Origin of the sequence: Mycobacterium sp. E3247, assembly GCF_001667785.1 — a bacterium.
In the GTDB taxonomy this organism is placed as follows: Bacteria; Actinomycetota; Actinomycetes; order Mycobacteriales; family Mycobacteriaceae; genus Mycobacterium.
Map to the genome: position 1 here is coordinate 60,930 of NZ_LZJG01000490.1, position 18,772 is coordinate 79,701.

Annotated in this window: 18 protein-coding genes; 8 read left to right on the forward strand and 10 right to left on the reverse strand. The window is 68.3% G+C overall.

Annotation, left to right across the window (positions count from 1 at the left end):
- Window positions 1-7: 7 nt before the first annotated feature.
- The 4 genes from A9X04_RS24575 to A9X04_RS24590 all read right to left on the reverse strand — a co-directional run bounded on the left by A9X04_RS24575 (window position 8) and on the right by A9X04_RS24590 (window position 5,783).
- Window positions 8-1,366, reverse strand: a complete 1,359-nt coding sequence (locus A9X04_RS24575; protein ID WP_067926307.1) for a wax ester/triacylglycerol synthase family O-acyltransferase — start codon at window positions 1,364-1,366, stop codon at window positions 8-10.
- Between the two features lie 138 nt (window positions 1,367-1,504).
- The gene (gene malQ, locus A9X04_RS24580; protein WP_067926310.1) at window positions 1,505-3,451 is read right to left on the reverse strand and encodes a 4-alpha-glucanotransferase; all 1,947 of its coding nucleotides are present in this window, start codon (window positions 3,449-3,451) and stop codon (window positions 1,505-1,507) included.
- A gap of 230 nt (window positions 3,452-3,681) precedes the next feature.
- A complete protein-coding gene (locus tag A9X04_RS24585) occupies window positions 3,682-5,010 on the reverse strand; it encodes an MFS transporter (RefSeq protein WP_067926368.1) in 1,329 nt (442 codons plus the stop codon).
- Between the two features lie 179 nt (window positions 5,011-5,189).
- Window positions 5,190-5,783 carry a hemerythrin domain-containing protein gene (locus A9X04_RS24590; protein WP_067926312.1) on the reverse strand — a complete coding sequence of 198 codons (594 nt, stop codon included), beginning with the start codon at window positions 5,781-5,783 and terminating at the stop codon, window positions 5,190-5,192.
- 180 nt (window positions 5,784-5,963) lie between these two features.
- On the opposite strand from A9X04_RS24590, the gene A9X04_RS24595 reads away from it, so the two are divergent.
- From A9X04_RS24595 to A9X04_RS24605, 3 genes are all read left to right on the forward strand, one after another.
- The gene (locus tag A9X04_RS24595) at window positions 5,964-6,848 is read left to right on the forward strand and encodes a cyclopropane mycolic acid synthase family methyltransferase (protein WP_067926315.1); all 885 of its coding nucleotides are present in this window, start codon (window positions 5,964-5,966) and stop codon (window positions 6,846-6,848) included.
- A 130-nt stretch (window positions 6,849-6,978) separates the two neighbouring features.
- Entirely contained in the window at window positions 6,979-7,482 is a 504-nt protein-coding gene (locus tag A9X04_RS24600) for a hypothetical protein (RefSeq protein WP_067926371.1), read from the forward strand.
- 142 nt (window positions 7,483-7,624) lie between these two features.
- Window positions 7,625-7,978, forward strand: a complete 354-nt coding sequence (locus A9X04_RS24605; RefSeq protein WP_067926318.1) for a VOC family protein — start codon at window positions 7,625-7,627, stop codon at window positions 7,976-7,978.
- Window positions 7,979-7,987: 9 nt separating this feature from the next.
- On the opposite strand, the gene A9X04_RS24610 is transcribed toward A9X04_RS24605, so the two are convergent.
- The 3 genes from A9X04_RS24610 to A9X04_RS24620 form a co-directional block, all read right to left on the reverse strand.
- On the reverse strand, window positions 7,988-8,254 hold the full coding sequence (locus tag A9X04_RS24610; protein ID WP_067926321.1) for a YdeI/OmpD-associated family protein: 267 nt from the start codon (window positions 8,252-8,254) through the stop codon (window positions 7,988-7,990).
- A gap of 174 nt (window positions 8,255-8,428) precedes the next feature.
- Window positions 8,429-9,319 carry a hypothetical protein gene (locus A9X04_RS24615; protein WP_067926323.1) on the reverse strand — a complete coding sequence of 297 codons (891 nt, stop codon included), beginning with the start codon at window positions 9,317-9,319 and terminating at the stop codon, window positions 8,429-8,431.
- A 73-nt stretch (window positions 9,320-9,392) separates the two neighbouring features.
- Entirely contained in the window at window positions 9,393-10,424 is a 1,032-nt protein-coding gene (locus A9X04_RS24620) for an amidohydrolase family protein (protein WP_067926326.1), read from the reverse strand.
- A 132-nt stretch (window positions 10,425-10,556) separates the two neighbouring features.
- Here A9X04_RS24620 and A9X04_RS24625 point away from each other — a divergent pair, with 132 nt between their 5' ends.
- Window positions 10,557-11,276: a CoA pyrophosphatase gene (locus A9X04_RS24625; RefSeq protein ID WP_067926328.1), complete on the forward strand. Its 720-nt coding sequence runs from the start codon at window positions 10,557-10,559 to the stop codon at window positions 11,274-11,276.
- A gap of 155 nt (window positions 11,277-11,431) precedes the next feature.
- Window positions 11,432-14,347 carry an aminotransferase class I/II-fold pyridoxal phosphate-dependent enzyme gene (locus A9X04_RS24630; RefSeq protein ID WP_067926331.1) on the forward strand — a complete coding sequence of 972 codons (2,916 nt, stop codon included), beginning with the start codon at window positions 11,432-11,434 and terminating at the stop codon, window positions 14,345-14,347.
- Here the strand turns inward: A9X04_RS24630 and A9X04_RS24635 are convergent.
- Window positions 14,256-14,906, reverse strand: a complete 651-nt coding sequence (locus tag A9X04_RS24635; RefSeq protein WP_067926333.1) for a PadR family transcriptional regulator — start codon at window positions 14,904-14,906, stop codon at window positions 14,256-14,258. The two genes, A9X04_RS24630 and A9X04_RS24635, sit on opposite strands and share 92 nt — an antisense overlap.
- A gap of 116 nt (window positions 14,907-15,022) precedes the next feature.
- On the opposite strand from A9X04_RS24635, the gene A9X04_RS24640 reads away from it, so the two are divergent.
- Window positions 15,023-15,445 carry a nuclear transport factor 2 family protein gene (locus A9X04_RS24640; protein WP_067926336.1) on the forward strand — a complete coding sequence of 141 codons (423 nt, stop codon included), beginning with the start codon at window positions 15,023-15,025 and terminating at the stop codon, window positions 15,443-15,445.
- 6 nt (window positions 15,446-15,451) lie between these two features.
- The gene (locus A9X04_RS24645) at window positions 15,452-16,489 is read left to right on the forward strand and encodes an LLM class F420-dependent oxidoreductase (protein ID WP_067926339.1); all 1,038 of its coding nucleotides are present in this window, start codon (window positions 15,452-15,454) and stop codon (window positions 16,487-16,489) included.
- An 11-nt stretch (window positions 16,490-16,500) separates the two neighbouring features.
- Here A9X04_RS24645 and A9X04_RS24650 read toward each other — a convergent pair whose 3' ends face one another.
- Window positions 16,501-17,685 (reverse strand): MFS transporter, encoded by a 1,185-nt coding sequence (locus tag A9X04_RS24650; protein WP_067926342.1) that lies wholly within the window; start codon window positions 17,683-17,685, stop codon window positions 16,501-16,503.
- 243 nt (window positions 17,686-17,928) lie between these two features.
- Between A9X04_RS24650 and A9X04_RS24655 the strand changes: the two genes are divergently transcribed.
- Window positions 17,929-18,207: a hypothetical protein gene (locus tag A9X04_RS24655; RefSeq protein WP_067926345.1), complete on the forward strand. Its 279-nt coding sequence runs from the start codon at window positions 17,929-17,931 to the stop codon at window positions 18,205-18,207.
- An 80-nt stretch (window positions 18,208-18,287) separates the two neighbouring features.
- On the opposite strand, the gene A9X04_RS24660 is transcribed toward A9X04_RS24655, so the two are convergent.
- Window positions 18,288-18,772: cbb3-type cytochrome c oxidase subunit I (locus A9X04_RS24660; RefSeq protein ID WP_197509363.1), on the reverse strand; the 485-nt coding region annotated here is incomplete at its 5' end.

Below are 18,772 nucleotides of genomic sequence, written 5' to 3' on the forward strand. Positions count from 1 at the left end.
CCATCCGCTACACGCCGACGGCGCGTTCCAGGTCCTTCAGCGACGTCTCCAAGTGGCCCAGCAGCCGCTGCAGGTGCGGGACGCTGCGGCGGCAGCCCACCAGGCCGAAGTCGAGGTTGTCGGCATTGTTGGTCACGGTGATGTTGACCGCCTGGCCGTCGAGCGGGATGGACAGGGGGTAGTTTCCGTCCAGACGCGCGCCACGCCAGTACAGCGGCTCGGAGGGGCCGGTCGACACGTTGGAGATGACGATGTTGAACGGCGGTGACGCCGCCGACAGGTAGCCGGGGATCAGCCCGAAGAACAGGCCACCGATGTTGAATGCCGACAGGGCCAGTTGCTGAACCGGGGGCAACTGCTGGAACACCTCTTTGGTGTCGCGAATCGAGGTGCTGATGATCTCGAGACGCCGCGCCGGGTCGTCGAGATCCGTTGCCAAGTTGCACAAGAACGTGCCGACCTGGTTGCCCCCGCGGTCGTCGTCGGCCTTGCGGAGATTGACCGGCACCATCGCGGTCAGGGGGGCGTCCGGGAGTGCGCTCTGCTCGAGGAGGTAGGCGCGCAGGGCCCCGGCGCACATGGCGAGCACCACGTCGTTGATCGTCACTTCGGCCGCGGACTTGACCGCTTTGATCCGGTCCAGCGACCACGACTGTGCGGCCACCCGCCGGGCGCCGCCGATCCGGACGTTGAACATGCTTCGCGGCGCGCGGAAGGGCAGCGTGAGTTGTTGCTCGAGGAGTGCGGCCCGCGCCAGCTTCAGCGTGGACGGCGCCAGGGCGAGCGCCGAACCGGCGGCGCCCCCGGCACGCCCGAGCAGCGACCGGCGCTTGTGCCCCCCGCTTCGCTTGCGCGGCCGGAGGGTCCACGGGACGCGCACTTCGTCGTCGTGCGGGTCGGGAGTGAAGGCGCGCTGCACCAGCCGCATCGCGGACACGCCGTCCATGAGGGAGTGGTGGTACTTGGTGTAAACCGCGTACCGGCCGTCCTGCAGTCCCTCGACCAGGTGGGCCTCCCACAGCGGGCGGTGCCGGTCGAGCAGGCTGCCGTGCAGCCGGGACGCCAGTTCCAGCAGGTCGCGGACCCGGCCCGGCTCGGGGAGGGCCGAGCGGCGCAGGTGGTAGTCGAGCTCGACGTCGTTGTCGAACGACCACGCGAGGTTGGTCAGACCGCCGAAGAAGGCAGGGTGCTTGCGGAACGTCGGTTGCACGTCCGTGCACTCGACCATGGCCTGGTAAGACTCGCGGACGAAATGGGGCCCGGCGTCCTCGGGCGGCTCGAAGAGTTGCAGCGATCCCACGTGCATCGGGTGTTCGCGCGACTCGCCGATGAGAAACAGCGCATCGGTCGGCGATATCGGTTCCATGGTCAACCCCGTTCTTTCGTTGCACCGTCCGCGCGGTACACGCCCATGTCGTAGTAGCCGCAGCGCGCGTTTGCTAATCGCGATTCACGACCCGATTCCGGCGGTGGGCCGAAGCGCTTGCGGCCGCGGCCGTTTGGCCTACTGCGACTCGCGGAAGGCGGCGGTGATCTCGGCGACCCGGGGGTCGGCCCGCAGTTCCTCGAGAGTTGCCGGCAGCGGAAGCCGCCAGTTCGGATACTCGTCGATGGTTCCCGGCAAGTTGGGCTGGCGGGGTTCGGCCAGCACGTCGTACGGCGAAATCAACTTCAGGCGGCTGGGGGTCGCCGCCAGCAATCGGTGCATCGCGGTGATGATCGCGGCCTCGTCCGGATTGGTGCCCGTCAGGAGCCCCTCGGCGCGCAGCAGCTGCAGCCACTCGGCCCGTTCCTTGTCGGCCACCGACTGTTCGCCCGCCACGTCGTCGAGCCGGCCGAGGTCGGCGCGGGCGCGCACGTGTTCGCCGCGCAGAAATCCGGCCGCCGTGGGCAGGTCGTGGGTGGACAGGCTGGCCGCCGCCCGCGACGGCCACCTCGCCGGCGGAAGCAGGGGCTCGTCGGGCGCGGACTGGTCGCGGGTGAACCAGGACACCGCGCACCCGAGCATCTCGTTGTCGGCCAGCGCCTGGGTCACCTCCGGTTCGACGGTGCCGAGGTCCTCGCCGACGACGGTGGTCCCAGCCCGGTGCGCCTCCAGCGCCAGGACCGCCAGCATGACGTCGGCGTCGTAGTGCACGTAGGTGCCGCGATCCGGGCCGTCGCCCGGGGGAATCCACCACAGCCGCCACAGCCCGGCCACATGGTCGATCCGGAGACCGTCGGCGTGGCCGAGCACCGCGCGCAGCATGTCCCGCAGCGCGGCATAGCCGGTGGCGGCGAGGCGGTCCGGCCGCCACGGCGGCAGTCCCCAATCCTGTCCCCGCGGGGTGAAGTTGTCCGGCGGAGCCCCGACGCTGACCCCCGCGGCGAGCACGTCGGCCAACGCCCACGCGTCGGCGCCGTTCGCGTCCACACCGACCGGCAGGTCGTGCAGGACGCCGAGCGCCATGCCCGCGTTCCGTGCGGCGTTGCGCACCGCGGTGAGCTGCTCGTCGCAGCGTTGCTGCATCCAGGTATGGAACGCCACCCGCGGCGCCAGCTCATGGCGGGCCGCCACCACCGCCGGCCCGGCGACGTCACGCAACGGCGCGGGCCAGCAGGTCCACCGGCCGCCGTGGCGCTCGGCCAGCGCGCAGTACGTGGCCCAATCCCGCAGCCCCGTCCCGGCGACCGATTCGTCCAGTGGGCTGGGGCGGCCTTCGGCGCGCCACAGCAACTCCAGGGCCGACCGTTTGGCCGCCCACACCAGGTCATAGTCGATGCGCTCGGTGGTCGCGGAGACCCGGAGCGCGTCCACCTCCGCACGGGTGTCCGAATCGGCCCGGCGGTAGGCGTCGAGGTCCTCGACCCGTAAGGCCAGCGGGTTGGCGAACCGCCGGCTCGACGGGGTGTAGGGGGACGGCTGCACCGGATGCGTCGGTCCGGGGGCGCTGAGCGGGTTGAGCAGTACCGCGCCTGCCCCGTGCTCGGAGGCCGTCCACTCGACGAACTCCCGCAGGTCGCCCAGGTCACCCACGCCCCAGGACCGCGCCGACCGCAACCCGTAGAGCTGCAGCATCCAGCCCCAGGTGGCCGGCGTCGGCGGCACCCGCGGCGGCGCGGCCACCAGGGTGGCTTCCTGGCCGTCGCTCAGGTGCAGCCGATACCAGCCCGCGGCCAGGTCACCGGGCAGCTCGTCGTGCACCTCGATTTGGTCGCCGTCCTCGGCCACCAGCAGGGCGGCCCGGGGCAGCGGCCGGGGACGCCCGTCCACCCGTACCGCCACCGTCGGCGCCAGGGCGCCGGCGCGGTCCCGCTCGGCCAGTCGGGCCAACTCGCGGCGCCGGTCGGCTTCGGTCGCGGCGTCGACGTCGAGCAGGCCGAGCACCCGGATGACGACGTCGGCGTCGACCTCCACCGGCTCTCGCCGCTCATTTCGGTAGGAGGTCGCCACCCCGTGTGCCGCGGCCAACCGGCGAAGGTCATCGGGGACCGGTTTGGGTTGGGCCGTCAACGCGACGGCCCGGGTGGGGCGCCTGCGGGGGCGGTGGGGCGGCAGCGTTGCTGGAGCACACCGCCTATATACCCAGGCCGGCGATTCTCACACGCGGCCGTCGAAAACCGTTTCGTGGCAGTGGCTTTCACCTATCGGCTACGAAACAGGCGCGTGGTCAACGGGTTTGAGGTGTCTGAGCGGGCCGGCTACCTGACGTCGTCGGCCAGCTCGCGGGCCTCCCGCTCGCTTTCCACCGCGGGCCCGGACCCGGGCAGCGGTTGCCCGGCCACCTCCGGGGTGAACAGCAGCGTGACGGCGCCCACCAGGCCGCCGACGATCAGCATGTAGGCGGGCGCCATGACGTTGCCGGTACCCGACACCAGCGCCTGGGCGATCAGCGGCGTGGTGCCGCCCACGGCCGATATCGAGATGTTGTACGAGATGGCCAGCGCCCCGTAGCGCACGTTGGTGGGAAAAAGCGCAGGCAGCATCGCGGGTGCTGTGCTGTCGAAGCACAGCTCCATCAATCCGATCAGCAGCACGCCGAGGAAGATCACCGGGTAGATGCTGCCGAATCGGATGAGCAGGAACGCGGGAATGGAACCCACGACCAGCAGCGCGCAGCCGGTCCACATGATCGGTTTGACGCCGATGCGGTCGGACAACGCGGCGACCAGCACCACGGTGACCATCAGGATCGCCAGCGTCACCACGATCATCACCAGCCCGGCGGTGTGACCGACGCGCACGAACAGTTTCAGGTAGGTCGGCAGGTAGCCGGTCAGCATGAAGTCGGCCACCTGTGAGGTCAGCACCAGCGCGGCGCAGATCAGCAGGCCGCGCCACTGGTCGACGACCGTGCGCCGAAACTGCTGCCGGCCGCTCTCGGGCGGGTGCCCGGCGTCCGTCGCCGTTTCGTACGCGGAGGACTCCTCGAGCCGCAGCCGCAGGAACAGCGCGAACAGGCCGAACGGCAGGCCCAGCAGCAGCGGAATGCGCCAGCCGTACGTCAGCATGTCGTTCTCGGGCAGCCAGGTCTGCAGCCCGGTCACCAGCATCCCGGCGAGCACGAACCCGACCAGATTGCCCATCGGCAAAAACCCGACCATCATGCCGCGTTTGTGGTCGGGGGCCTGCTCGACCAGGTAGGTCATCGCGCCGACGTACTCGCCGCCGGTCGACAGGCCCTGAAAGATGCGGGCGATGACGAGCAGGATCGGTGCCCAGATGCCGATGGCGCTGTAACCGGGCAGCAGGCCCGTCACGGTGGTGCTCACGGTCATCATCAGGATGGTGACGACGAGCACCCGGTGTCGTCCGATGCGGTCGCCGAGCGGGCCGAAGATGAACCCGCCGAGCGGGCGCACCACGAAGGCTGCCGCCAGGGTGCCGAAGGTCGCGATGAGGTGGACGCCGCTGACGCTCTTACCGGGAAAGAACACCTGGGCGATGGTGGTGGCGATGTAGCCGTAGACGCCGAAGTCGTACCACTCCATGAAGTTGCCGATGGCGGTCCCCATGATGGTCTGGCGCATGGCCGGGTCGGCGACCCGGATCTCTTTGCGTGCCCATTTCCTCCGGCGGCCCCGTGCACTCATCGACGAATTGCGTACCCAGAAGTTGCGCGGGCCGAACAAATCTCACTCCCAACCGGCTCTATCGTCTTCATCGACCGGTGGCCGATGGTAACGACCCGGGCCGGGTGCGCGAGAACTCACTGACCTTTCAGGCTGCCGATGCGAAGCGAGAAATCCTGCGGCGCAGACCGTTCCTGCGGCGCGGACTGCGCGGTGGCCTCGACGTCTTCGACATAGCGTTGGGGGTCACGGTCGACGATCGGCAACCCTTCGGTGGTGGGATGTTCGGCCATGAAATCGCTGTATTGCCGCCCCAGCGCTTCGCGGAGGCCGATGGGGGCGGTCCGACGGAAGTCCGACAGCCCTTCTCGCTCCTCTTCCCCCATGTGGTCGTCGTTGGCCTCGCGGGTGCGTCCGACCGCGGCCCACCACTGTTCGGTGCCGACCTGGGCGGCGTCGGCGTCGCGCACTCCGTCGCGGATGTCGTTGTGGTCCCCGATGGCGTCGAGCGTCTCGCCTTCGGCCTCGTCGGAGCCGCGCCTGAGCAACTGCGGATAGAAGATCTTCTCTTCGACGTAGGCGTGGACGTCCAGCTTGTCGGCGAGGGGACGCCACACCCGCGCCAGCGCGGCCTGGTCCGACGGTGTCTGCGCCTGCAGGTAATCCAGCTTGGCGAACTGTTCGCGGAACCACTCGTGGTCGGCGAGGATCAACATGGTGATGTCGGCCATTGCGGCGGCCCACCTCCTCACCGTTACGGTTCGCGGCCATGGTGTCCCATGGCGGCGGAACCAGTCAACCGGGGAATGCGCCGGCGGGGCGGCGCACACCGTGCGGATACACTAGGTCACCAGCGTGGCGATCGACAGCGATCGCACGCCGCTGAGCCCCACCGATGTCAGAGGTTGTTTGTGCCGGAAAACCGCAGTGAGCCCACAAGCCTGAAGCCGCATTTCGAGGACGTTCAGGCGCACTACGACCTGTCCGACGACTTCTTCGCGCTCTTCTTGGACCCCACGCGGACCTACAGCTGCGCCTACTTCGAACGTGACGACATGACCCTCGAAGAGGCGCAGTTGGCGAAGGTCGACCTGTCGCTGGGCAAGCTCGGGCTACAAGCGGGTCAGACGCTGCTCGACATCGGCTGCGGCTGGGGCACCACCATCGTCCGGGCGCTCGAGCGCAATGACGTCAACGTCGTCGGCCTGACCCTGAGCCGCAACCAGCAGGCACACGTGCAGCAGCGTTTGGACCAGCACCCCAGCCCGCGCAGCAAGCGGGTGCTGCTGCAGGGCTGGGAGCAGTTCGACGAAAAGGTGGACCGGATCGTGTCCATCGGCGCCTTCGAGCACTTCGGTCGGGACCGCTACCCCGACTTCTTCAAGATGGCCTACGAGGCGCTGCCCGCCGACGGGGTGATGATGCTGCACACCATCATCAAGCCCAGCGACGAGGAATTCGCCGAGCGCGGGCTGCCCATCACCATGACGAAACTGCGGTTCATGAAATTCATCATGGATGAGATCTTCCCGGGCGGTGACCTGCCGCAAGCTAAGAACGTCGTCGAGCACGCCGAGCGGGCCGGCTTCGGCCTGGGTCTGTACCAGCCGCTGCGCCTGCACTACGCACGCACCCTCGACACCTGGGCGGCCGCGCTCGAGTCCCGCCGCGACGAGGCCATCGCGATCCAGTCCCAAGAGGTCTACGACCGGTACATGAAGTACCTGACCGGTTGCGCCGACCTCTTCCGCGAGGGCTACACCGACGTCGCGCAGTTCACCCTCGTCAAGGGCTGACCATCCGGACACGCCGGCGCGGGACCCGGATCGGTTTATCGGCGCCGGACCCGGGGTAAAACCACGAGCAACAACCTGACTCGGTACGCACCGACTTTCCTCGGCGCGAAACCGCAGGGAAGGATTGATCGTGAGTGCCAAGCATCGAATGACCGCGACGCCGCAGCAAAGACCGTCAGCTGATCTGGCCGCGCGCCGGCGGTCGGCCGTGGTAGGCCTCTGTGACGTCGTATCGGCCTCGATGGTGTGTGCGGCGGCGTGTGCGGTCCTGGTGCTCAACGCGCCCCACGACGAGAAGCGCACTGTGGAGGCGAGCCAGGAGCCGCCGGCCGCATCCCAGCCCGTGCGGCAGGAGGGCACGGTGATCGCCGTGTCGGAGGGCTCGGTCACCGCGCGCAGCGCGAACGGCTACACCCAGACCTATCGCGTCACCCCCAACACCACACTCATCGCTCACGGCCAACCCGGCAGCGCCGCACCGCATTTCACCGTCAACGACCACGTCGAAATCGTCGGAACCATTCAGGACGGCACCGCCCTGGCCACCGCGGTGGCCGACCGCGACGCCGGGCGCGGGGACGGACCGCCGATGGATTACCTTGACGGGCAGGTCGTTCCGGCCGGCCACACCTGACACTCGCCCGCCGCGGGGGCCGAATTCGTCAACGACGCTGCCGCGCAACGTGTCCAGCGCGCGACGCATTCCACTGCCGCCCCCTTCTCCTGGCGGGTTGCGCGGCCTAGTCTGTATGCCATCCAGCGCCAGAGGAGGCCCCGTGAGCGACCACGAAGTGAAGATGATCGTCCTGTCGACCGATGACCTCGACGAGTCGATCCGGTTCTACAGCGAGACCCTGGGCATGCCGCTGAAGTTCCGCGACGGAGCGCACTTCGCCGCCCTCGACGGCGGCCCGGTCACGCTCGCGCTGGCGACGTCCGTGGACCATCCCATACCGGGTCAGGTCGTCGTCGGTATCAAGACCGCCGACGTCGACGCCGCGGCCAAGGCGGTGGAGGCCAGCGGCGGCGGCATCGTCAAAGCCCCCTACGACGACGCGCACGAACGCCGCGCCGTGGTCTACGACAACAAGGGCAACGGCCTGGTGTTCTACAAGTCGCTGGGCCGCTGACCAGCGAACTCATTTGCCGGTGCGCTCGCGGTGCTTGCACCCCGGCCAGCAGCACGGCCGGCGCTTGCCCTCTTCCAGCTCCTCCTGGGTCCGGCGAATGCGGCGCCGCCTGGTCGCCTCCTGCTTGGCGTCCTCTACCCAGCAGATGAACTCGTTGCGGGCCAACGGTGTGATGTCGTTCCACGCGGCGAGCGCCGCGGCGTTGGCGATCAGCGAGTCGCGCAGGTCCGCGGGAAGCTCGTGTACGACTCCGCCGGGTACCCGCTGACTGGTCATCGAGCTAGGCTAACCCGCCGCTGAGGTTCGACGGTGATGCCGGCGGTCACGCCGGCGAGGCTCGGTCGAGCCGTTGTCGACGGCGATGATGCGCGGCTCCTCCGGCAAGCCGGGCAGCCGGCGCAGCGTCCGACCGGGTTCAGAGTGGCAATCAGGTGGGCTCGCCGGCGGCGGCTAGGAAGTCAAATGCGCGCTGTCGTCGTGCAATTCGTCGCGGCGCAAGGTCATCGGAGTGAGGTCCGGGACATCGCCCCCGGCGACCACGGCACGGGTGATCGGGGTGAGCGTGCGGAACAGCGTTTCCACCTCGTCGTCGGTGAGCGCGTCGAGTGCCGACAGGGAAAGCGCATCGGTGGACCGTTCGATGTGCTCTTTCAGTTCGCGGCCGGCCGCGGTGAGCGAGCCGCCATCACCGAGCAGTCCTCGCTCGGCCAGGCGCCGCTCGTGGTGCGCCCACGCGGCCTCGTCGTAATCGCGGGTGCGCGCGATGTACTCGCGGGGCACCCCGCCCGCGGCGGCATGCAGGACGTTGGATTCCCGGCCCGAGATGCCGGCGGCGGCCAGCACCGCCACGTGCCCGTCGCCGCGGTGCTCGCGCAACAGCGTCGTCGCGTGCCATAGCGCGGCCAGCGGATCCTCCGGCCAGGGCAGCGCCAGGTTCGCGGCGAACAGCGGACGGCCGTCGAGCCGCGCCTGCCGTGCCGCCTTTCCCGCCAAATCCGCTGCCGTTCGGACGTTTTGGTCCGCGTCCAGTCCGTAGCGGCGCAGCGCGGCGACGGCGGACTCCTGCCGGGCGCGCAACGCCGCGTCGGGGCCGGCGACCTGCCAGGCCGCCGGCAGCGCCTTGGCGACCCGTTCGGGGGCGAAGTTGTAGAAGACGGCGGTGACCACCTCGCGCGGCACCATGCCCAGCGGTGCCGACCGGGCCGCGAAGTAGCCCATCCAGAAGCCGCGGTAGCCCAACCCGTCCAGCGCCGCACGCGCCTCCGGCGCGAAATATGTCACCGCATGCACCGGCTCGAACCTGTCGAAGAAGCGCCGCGCCAGCACCGGTTCTCTTTGCACCGTCGCAGTTAATCACACGTGCCGGATCGGGCGGCCCCGCTGTGACGGACGGCCCGCCGAATCACCCGGTGGCTCAGAGCCTCAGCAGGCGCTCGGCGTTGCGGTGGGCAATCTTTTCCCGATCGACTTCGCTGATGGGCATCCGATCGAGAAACTGCCGGCAGGCGTTGATGTTTCCGTAAGGGTAGTCGGCCGTGAACACGACCCGGTCGATCCCGATGACGTTCACCATCGCGAGGTAGGCGTTGAACGACAGACTCCAACTGGGATCCATCGCACCGGGTTCCTGGGTGAAGAAGTCGCCGGCGAGTATGCCGCCGTAGAAGTTCTCCCGAAGGTATTCCTTCACGGTGCGCTTGAGGCCGGTCACCTCTGGCGTGAACGAGTAGTCGGTGCGCCATCCCATCCAGCTCAGCGCCTCGAAGTGGTGGCCGACGATGATCTGCAGCCGGGGGAACCGGTCGAACACCCCGCCCAGGATCAGCCGCAGGCAGTGCACACCCGTATCGAGATGCCAGCCCACCCCTGCGCCGGCCAACCGGGCCGACACTTTCGGGTCAAAGCCCGCGTAGTAAGCGTCGATGACCGGCTGCGGAGGCATCGTGGGATGCAAAAAGATTGGCACGCCCAGTGTTTCGGCGGATTCGAAAACCGGCCAGAAGAAGGTGTCGTCGAGATAGCGGCCGTTGATGTGACCGTTGATCAGGGCACCCACGAAGCCATGATCACGGACGGTGCGTTCGAGCTCGACGGCGGCCGCCGCCGGGTCGCGCATCGGCAGGGCGGCGAAGCCGCGGAAGCGGTCCGGGTGCCGGCCGATGGCGGCCACCACCGCGTCGTTGGCCCGGCGGGCCAGCTCGGCGGCCCTCGCGGGTTCCAGCGTCTCGGGGCCGGGGACGGAGTGCGAGAGGATCTGCATGTCGACGCCCGCGGCGTCCATCGCGGCGATCCGGCCCTCGCCCAGGTCGTTGATGCCCGGCGGCCATTCCCCTTCGGCCCCCGGTGAGCCGTAACCCGCCTCCTTCAGCAGTCCGGTCGCCGCGTTCTGGTGTTCTTCGCCTATCGCCGGGAGCTTGTAGTGCTCTTCGAAACCGATGACCTTCATTCGTCTCCTCTCATCCATGCACACCTACGACACCGGGCCGCGGAGCGTTCACCGGGGTACCCGGCCGGGACGGGGTTTGTCATTCCGGCGGCAGTCCGTGGGGTGCCGGAGACACCCGCATAGTCTCGAACCGTGACGATCCCGTACGACGAGGCGCTGCGCGAGCGGATCAGGGACCACCTGGCGGCCCACGGCCGTCGCGAGGTGACCGACCCGACGAGGCGGCACGCGGCGGTCGCCGTGGTGCTGGTCGACTCGACCCCCGGCGAGGACCGGGTGGATCCGGCGCCGGTGGACGAGTGGATCGGTGGCCGCCCGATGCCGGAACCCGGCCTTGACGGCAGGATGGTCGGCGTATCCGGCGGTGCGGCGTTTCTATTGTGCCGCAGGGCGTCTCGCCTGAATTCTCACGCCGCGCAATGGGCGCTGCCCGGTGGCCGGCTCGATCCGGGGGAGACCGCGGTGGACGCGGCGCTGCGGGAAATGCGCGAGGAGGTCGACATCGACCTGCCGGGCTCGACCGTGCTCGGCCTGATGGACGACTACCCGACCCGGTCCGGGTACGTCATCACGCCGGTCGTGATCTGGGGCGGCGGTCGCCTGGATCCCCGGCCGGCGCCCGACGAGGTGGTGGCGGTATACCGGGTGGGGTTACACCAGCTGCAGCGCGACGATTCCCCGCGATTCATCTCGATCCCGGAGAGCCCCCGCCCGGTGGTGCAGATCCCGTTGGGCAACGACCTGATTCACGCCCCCACGGGTGCCGTGCTGCTGCAGCTGCGGTGGTGGTGTCTGGAGGGTCGTCACGACCCGGTCGACGAGCTGGAGCAACCGGTCTTCGCGTGGAGGTAGCCCTCGGCGGGCTGCGGCACCACCCGGTGCTCTCGCGGCCGTCATGTGACGGACGCTGAGTGTTTGTCTTGCGGTCACCGGCGGGCGGATTGGGTCTGCAAGCCTGAACCGACGCTGCGGGACCAAGGAGCCGCCGCGGCGAGGAAAGGGCGGCCATGACAGAGCACTTACGCGCCTACAACAGCCTGTGGCAGGTTCGTAGCGACTCGTGGTGCCGGTTGGAGGAGGCCGCGGATCGGCTGATGCGACCGACCACCACCGGGACGCTGAAGGACAAGTGGGCGAACGCCTGCCAGGAGCTGCTGGCGCGCCTGAGCACCCTGGAGCCCTACTGGGCCTACCCCGGCGCGCCCCAATTCGCCCGTATCCAGCGGCTTTTCGCGGCCGGCCACCACGACAAGTTCGCGCAGGCCGTCGCGCAGGTCAACCGGGCGCTGACCACCGAGTCCTACCGCACGGGAGACGTGGACAACGCCGGCGCCGACGAACTCGACATGTTCCCGACCGATCCGCGCCAGCTCATCGAGCACAAACCGGCTTCACCGCGCGACCGCCCCTACTTCGAAGTGCTGGTCGTCGAAAAGATGACGGAAGACCAGGAACGCGCGCTGCGCAACGAGGTTCGCAAATGGCGGCGCCCCGACGACGAATTCGTCTACGAGCTCGTGGTGGTGTCCAGCGGGGACGAGGCGCTCATCGCCGCGCGGCTCAACGTCAACCTGCAGGCGGTGGTGATCCGGCGGCGCTTCTCACACCAGTCGACCCGCGACCTGTCGGCGCTGTCCGAATTCGTCGACACCGCGGTGTCCGACGAGCTGAACGACCACCAGACACCCGAAGAACGCGCGCAGATCCTGGCGATCTCATTGACCGGATTACGGCCCGAGCTGGACCTCTACCTGATGACCGAAATCGAGGTCGAGGACATCGCCGGGCGGCTGGGCCAATACTTCCGCCGGGTGTTCCACGCCCGCGAAGGCATGCTCGAGCTGCATCTCTCGATCCTGCAGGGCGTGGCGGCGCGCTACCGCACGCCGTTCTTCAGCGCGCTCAAGGAGTACAGCCACCGGCCCACGGGCGTCTTTCACGCTCTGCCGATCTCGCAGGGCAAGTCGATCGTCAACTCGCACTGGATCAGGGACATGGTGGGCTTCTACGGCCTGGACGTGTTCATGGCGGAGACGTCGGCGACCTGCGGAGGCCTCGACTCGCTGCTCGAGCCGACCGGGCCGCTACGTGAGGCGCAACAGCTGGCCGCGCAGGCCTACGGATCGCGGCACACGTACTTCGTCACCAACGGAACCTCCACGGCGAACAAGATCGTCACCCAGGCGTTGGTGGCGCCCGGCGACATCGTGCTGCTGGACCGGAATTGCCATCAGTCGCATCACTACGGAATGATGCTGGCCGGTGCGAATGTGGTGTACCTCGAGGCGTATCCGCTCAACGAGTACTCGATGTACGGCGCGGTGCCGCTCCGCGAAATCAAGTCGAAGCTGTTGGAGCTCAAGCGCGCCGGCAAGCTCGACCGGGTCAAGATGATGTCGCTGACCAACTGCACCTTCGACGGCATCGTCTATGACGTCGAGCGCGTGATGGAAGAGTGCCTGGCCATCAAGGGAGACCTGGTGTTCCTGTGGGACGAGGCATGGTTCGCGTTCGCCCGCTTCCACCCGGTCTACCGGAAGCGGACCGCGATGGCCTCGGCACGGGCGTTGCGCGAGCGGCTGCAGGACCCCGGTTACCGGCAGCGCTACGAGGAGTATCTGGCCGCCGGCGGCGGCGAAACCCCTGGCGACGACGGCGTTGTGGACCGCCGGCTGATGCCGGACCCGGCGCGGGCCCGGGTGCGGGTGTATGCCACCCAGTCGACACACAAGACGCTGACCGCGCTGCGGCAGGGATCGATGATTCACGTCTACGACCAGGACTTCGACCAGAAAGTCGCCGAGCCGTTCCACGAGGCCTACATGGCCCACACCTCGACCTCGCCCAACTACCAGATCCTGGCGTCGCTTGACCTGGGCCGCAGGCAGGTGGCGCTGGAAGGGGTCGAGCTGGTGCAGCGGCAGATCGAGAACGCGATGCAGTTGCGCGACGCGATCGACAACCATCCGCTGCTCAGCAAGTACATGCGCTGCCTGCGCACCTCGGATCTGATCCCGGAGCCGTTCCGGCCGTCGGCCATCGCGCAGCCGCTGCGATCGGGGCTGCGCAACATGATGGCGGCCTGGGAACAGGACGAATTCGTGCTCGACCCGTCGCGGATCACGTTGTTCATCGGGCGCACCGGGTACGACGGCGACACCTTCAAACGCCAGCAGCTGATGGACCGCTACGGAATCCAGATCAACAAGACGTCGCGCAACAGCGTGCTGTTCATGACCAACATCGGCACCACGCGCAGCTCGGTCGCGTTCCTGGTCGAGGTTCTGGTGAACATCGCCACCGAACTCGACCAGAACATCTCCGAGATGAGCCTTGGCGAGCGCGAACACTTCGAGCGGGCGGTCTACCGACTCACCGAAATGTCTTTGCCGCTACCCGATTTCAGCGGCTTCCATCCCGCATTCCTGGACCACGCCGGGAGCGGACCGACGCCCGAAGGAGACGTCCGGCGCGGGTTCTACCTCTCCTACGACGACACCAACTGCGAATACCTGACCGGCGATCAGATCGACGAGCGGCTGGACGCGGGATCCGACGTCGTGTCGGCGACGTACGTAACGCCTTACCCGCCGGGCTTTCCGGTGCTGGTGCCCGGCCAGCTGTTCAGCCGCGAAATCCTGCAGTTCATGCGCGATCTGGACACCCCCGAGATCCACGGCTACCTACCGAACTTCGGCTACCGGGTGTACACCGAGAAGGCCATCGACATGGCCGGCCAGGCCGTCGGCCTGCCCTCCAACGGTCACCGCCCCACCGACGGTGCGGCCGCGCCGCAGAAGGCGCCGAAGAAGCCGGGCAAACGCGCACGGTTCACCGACGAGGGGAACGTGCCTGAGGTCGGCCAGGAGGAGTTGCTCGGTCAGCGGCAGCCCGGTGACGCGGTGAGCTCGGGGCCTTCTTGACCCCCGCGGAGAGCCGGTGTTCGATGACGGCCAACGCGCGCTCGGCCCATCGAATGTTCTCTTCCTCGAACGCGATTCCGCGCAGCAGGGTCAGGTAGGGGCCGACCCGTTCGGCGTGCGCCAGGTGTTGCCCTTCGTCGCGACCGTCGAGGATGCGCGCCCGCAACCGTTCGTAGCGTTGCAGTTTGGCCGTCGCCCACTGCAGGCGTTCGCTGATGAATTCACGCACGGCGGGGGTGTCGCCGATGTCCGCGGCCTGCACCTTGACCAGTAGATCGTCGCGCATCGCCAACGGCTTGGGTGGTTTCCCGGTGAACTCCCGGATCGCGTCACGGCCGGCGTCGGTCAGTGAGAACAGCCGCTTGTTGGGCCGGCGTTCCTGCTGCACGAGGCGCGCCTGGATGAGACCCTGCTCGGCAAGCCGGTCCAGTTCGCGGTACAACTGCTGCGGGGTGGCCATCCAGAAGTTCGCGACCGACGCGCCGAAGTCCTTGGCCAGGTCGTACCCGGATGACTCGCCCTCGAGGAGGGCGGCCAATACCGCATCACGCAGCGACACCCAAAGAGGCTACAACGATATGAGTAGTCAACAAAGTGATTAATCGCACTATGGACACGTCGCGGTGGACGGCATAGCGTCAACGACACTTGGCGAAACGAAATGCGAGGTGTCGGATGCATCCCTTCCGCAAGGCGGTCGAAGAACGCGACGAGAAGGGTATCCAGGCGCTGCTGGCCGACGATGTGGTGTTCACCAGCCCGGTGGCGTTCAAGCCCTACGTCGGCAAGCCCATGACGGCGGCCATCCTGCGCGGCGTGCTACGCATCTTCGAGGACTTCCGGTACGTCCGCGAGATCCATGACGGCAGCGGCCGGGACCACGCGTTCGTGTTCGAGACCGGCATCGCCGGGGCGCCCGGAGTCACGATCACCGGTTGCGACTTCCTGCATTTCAACGACGAGGGCCTCATCGACGACTTCATGGTGATGGTCCGGCCGCTATCGGGCGCGAAGGCGCTGTCCGAGGCGATGGGTGCGCAGTTCGAACGGATCCAGCGGGAGGCGCTCGAACTGGCCGACGAGTTCACCACTGCGTAGGCCCACATGCGAATCGGACTGGGCATCAACTATGCGGGCGGCTTCAAGGACGTGGCCGCCGAAGTGGCCGACCTCGAACGTGCCGGCCTCGACATCGTCTTCGTCCCCGAGGCGTATTCGTTCGACGCGGTGAGCGCGCTCGGCTACCTGGCCGCCAGCACCGACCGGGTCGGACTGGCCTCCGGGATCATGCAGCTCTACACCAGGACGCCCACGCTGACCGCGATGACGGCCGCCGGTCTGGACTACGTCTCCGACGGTCGGTTCACCCTGGGGCTGGGCGCATCCGGTCCGCAGGTCATCGAGGGCTTCCACGGTGTCCCCTACGACGCACCGATCGCCCGCACCCGCGAAGTGATCGACATCTGCCGCCAGGTGTGGCGCCGCGAGACCGTCCAGCACCAGGGCAAGTACTACACGATCCCGCTACCCGCCGGGCAGGGCACCGGGCTTGGCAAGCCCCTCAAGCTGATCAACAAGCCTGTCCGAGAACGCATCCCGATACTGATCGCGGCGCTCGGGCCGAAGAACGTCGAACTCGCGGCCGAGATCGCCGAGGGGTGGCAGCCGATCTTCTACCTGCCCGAGAAGGCCCAGGACGTCTGGGGGGAGGCGCTGGCCACCGGCCGGGCCAAGCGGGACCCCAGTCTGGGAGAGCTCGACGTTTTCGCGGGCCCGGCGCTGGCCATCGGCGAAAACGTGGACTCACTAAGGGAATTCGTCAAACCCCACCTCGCCCTCTACATCGGCGGCATGGGCGCCAAGGGCAAGAACTTCTACCACGCCCTGGCCACCAAGTATGGCTACGGGCCGCAGGCCGACCGCATCCAGGAGCTCTACCTGGCCGGCGACAAGGACGGCGCCGCCAAGGCGGTGCCCGACGATCTCGTCCGCGACGTGAACCTGATCGGCAGCCGCGAATTCGTGAGGGATCGCGTGGCCGCATTCGCCGAATCCGGGGTGACCACTCTCAACGTCGCACCCATCGCGTCCACACCGGCCGAGCGGATCAAGCTGATCGAGACGCTGCGCGAACTCGTCTGAGCGCCGACGCGCTAGCCCTGGCGATGAGCGTCGCCTCGGAGTCGAACCGCCCGGCTCACCGCCGTCAGCAACGCCAGTGCCGCCATCACCGCGAGGATGGTCGCCGACACCGTCGAGGCGACCGTTGTCAAGATCAGCGGCAGCCCGAAACCGATGTACGTCACCACGTAGAACGCACCAACGAGCCCGCCGCGCAGGCGTTTCGGCGCGGCGGCCTCCAGATCGATCAGCCCTTCGCGCAGACACAGGCCGGACGCGCACCCCAACACCAGGAACAGCGGCACACCCAGAGCCAGCGGCATGGCCGCCGGGGCGAGCGCGGTGACCGCGTAGCCAAGCGCGGCGAGCACCGCGCCCGCGGTGCCGGCCTGCGGCCCCCACCGGCGCGCCCGGGCGAGCACCTGGATCAGCCCGCTGACGCCATTGACGAGCAGCGTGGCCATGCCGGCGGCCATCGGAGCCGCCAGCCCGGTGTGCACGCGACCGGGAATCGCGATGAATCCCAGTGTCGCCGAGGCGAATACCCATGGCGCCAGGGGCATGGCCCAACTCAACGCCCGCGCCGCGCCCTGCTCGGCGGGCGTCGACGGCTCCCATACCTCGGCGCTCGACCTGGCGGCGCCCTCCGGGCGCCGTCCAGTGACGACCACGACGAGCATGGCCGCCACACCGATGGCGGCCGCGACGCCGAACGACAACCGGATGCCGGCGGGCCCGACTCCCGCGATCACCGCTCCCGCGAACGGGCCGATCGCGAAACCGGCCATCAACACCGCCCCGGCGGCGGCCGCCCCGGCGGGACCTTTGATATCCGACGCCCAGGCCGTGCAGGAACTCATGGCCAGCCCGACCCCGAGCCCGACGATCAGGCGTCCGATCAGCAGCGCGTCGTACTGCTGTGAGCACAGCATCGCAATCGTCCCCGCCACCGCGGTCGCCGAGCCCGCCAGCGCCACCGATCGCCGCCCGAACGCGTCCGACGCGCGCCCGCCGACGAGCAGACCGGGCAGCAATCCCAGCGCATAGACACCGAAGATCGCGTCGAGCGTGGCCGCGCTCAGATGCCGGCGAACGCTCAGCAACGGCATCAATGCGACGAAGTGGTTGGCGACCCAGCCGACGGACAACAACAGCACCAGCACACCGGCGAACACGCCCCGCGCCGCGAGCGGGCCGCCGGCCCTCGTCGTGACCAATGTCGACTGCGCTGGACCGTCGGACGGCGACACTGTCGTTTCCTTTCCTCGAATCTGGGCGCGCGCGGCGGGTGGACCCCGATCGACGCCTCAACGACGATGCGGGCGAGGCAGTTATTCCCACTCACGCGCGAAATGCACTCGGCGCAAACCGGGAAAGCCGCAGGGCAAATCGGATGTGGGGGTTTCAAATCGGCCGATTTGGTGTACAGATACCACTACTCGGCTCGAGGAAGGCAAACGATGAAGCAAATCGCGGCCGCCATGTTCGCGATGGCCGTACTGCTGTCCAGCGCGTGTTCGGCGTCGCAGGTCATCAACACCGGCGGCGACACCAAGTGCAAGGACTTCACCACGCAGGACGAGAAGAAGCAGAACGACGAGGTCAGCAAGATGCTGAAGGACAAGAACGGCACCGACCCGTCCAATGCCGAGATCTCGGCCACTCGACTCTCGGCGTTGACGTACTGCCAGACGCTGGGCAAGCCCGACACCAAGATCTCCGACGCGCCGCACGGCTGACCGCGGTCCGCGACACCATTGGCGGGGACCGCGGCCAGCCCGGCGATTAGCCCGTCATCAGTTGCTCGCCCGCTGTGGCGCTAGCCCGCGTCGGCCGGCACGCTCGCGACATGCTCGCGGCCGACGTGCGCCTCGGCGCGCATCCGCTCGACCATGTGCGGGTAGTGCAGCTCGAAAGCCGGGCGCTCCGAACGGATCCGGGGCAGCTCGGTGAAGTTGTGCCGCGGCGGTGGGCAACTGGTCGCCCACTCCAGCGAGTTGCCGTGTCCCCACGGGTCGTCCACCAAGACCGGCTCGCCGTAGCGCCAGCTCTTGAACACGTTCCACACGAACGGCAACACCGAGGCGGCAAGGATGAACGCGCCCACCGTGGAGACGAAGTTGAGCGTCGCGAACCCGTCGGTGGGCAGGTAATCGGCGTAGCGGCGCGGCATCCCGGAGTTGCCCAGCCAGTGCTGCACCAGGAACGTGGTGTGGAAGCCGATGAGGGTCAGCCAGAAGTGCAGCTTGCCCAGCCGCTCGTCGAGCAACCGGCCGGTCATCTTCGGGAACCAGAAGTAGATGC

Bases quoted from the DNA above. Each gene is read 5' to 3' on its own strand.
- A9X04_RS24575 (WP_067926307.1), bottom strand. From the start codon at position 1,366: ATGGAACCGATATCGCCGACCGATGCGCTGTTTCTCATCGGCGAGTCG.
- A9X04_RS24585 (WP_067926368.1), bottom strand. From the start codon at position 5,010: ATGCGCCAGACCATCATGGGGACCGCCATCGGCAACTTCATGGAGTGG.
- A9X04_RS24590 (WP_067926312.1), bottom strand. From the start codon at position 5,783: ATGGCCGACATCACCATGTTGATCCTCGCCGACCACGAGTGGTTCCGC.
- A9X04_RS24610 (WP_067926321.1), bottom strand. From the start codon at position 8,254: ATGACCAGTCAGCGGGTACCCGGCGGAGTCGTACACGAGCTTCCCGCG.
- A9X04_RS24620 (WP_067926326.1), bottom strand. From the start codon at position 10,424: ATGAAGGTCATCGGTTTCGAAGAGCACTACAAGCTCCCGGCGATAGGC.
- A9X04_RS24630 (WP_067926331.1), top strand. From the start codon at position 11,432: ATGACAGAGCACTTACGCGCCTACAACAGCCTGTGGCAGGTTCGTAGC.
- A9X04_RS24640 (WP_067926336.1), top strand. From the start codon at position 15,023: ATGCATCCCTTCCGCAAGGCGGTCGAAGAACGCGACGAGAAGGGTATC.
- A9X04_RS24645 (WP_067926339.1), top strand. From the start codon at position 15,452: ATGCGAATCGGACTGGGCATCAACTATGCGGGCGGCTTCAAGGACGTG.
- A9X04_RS24655 (WP_067926345.1), top strand. From the start codon at position 17,929: ATGAAGCAAATCGCGGCCGCCATGTTCGCGATGGCCGTACTGCTGTCC.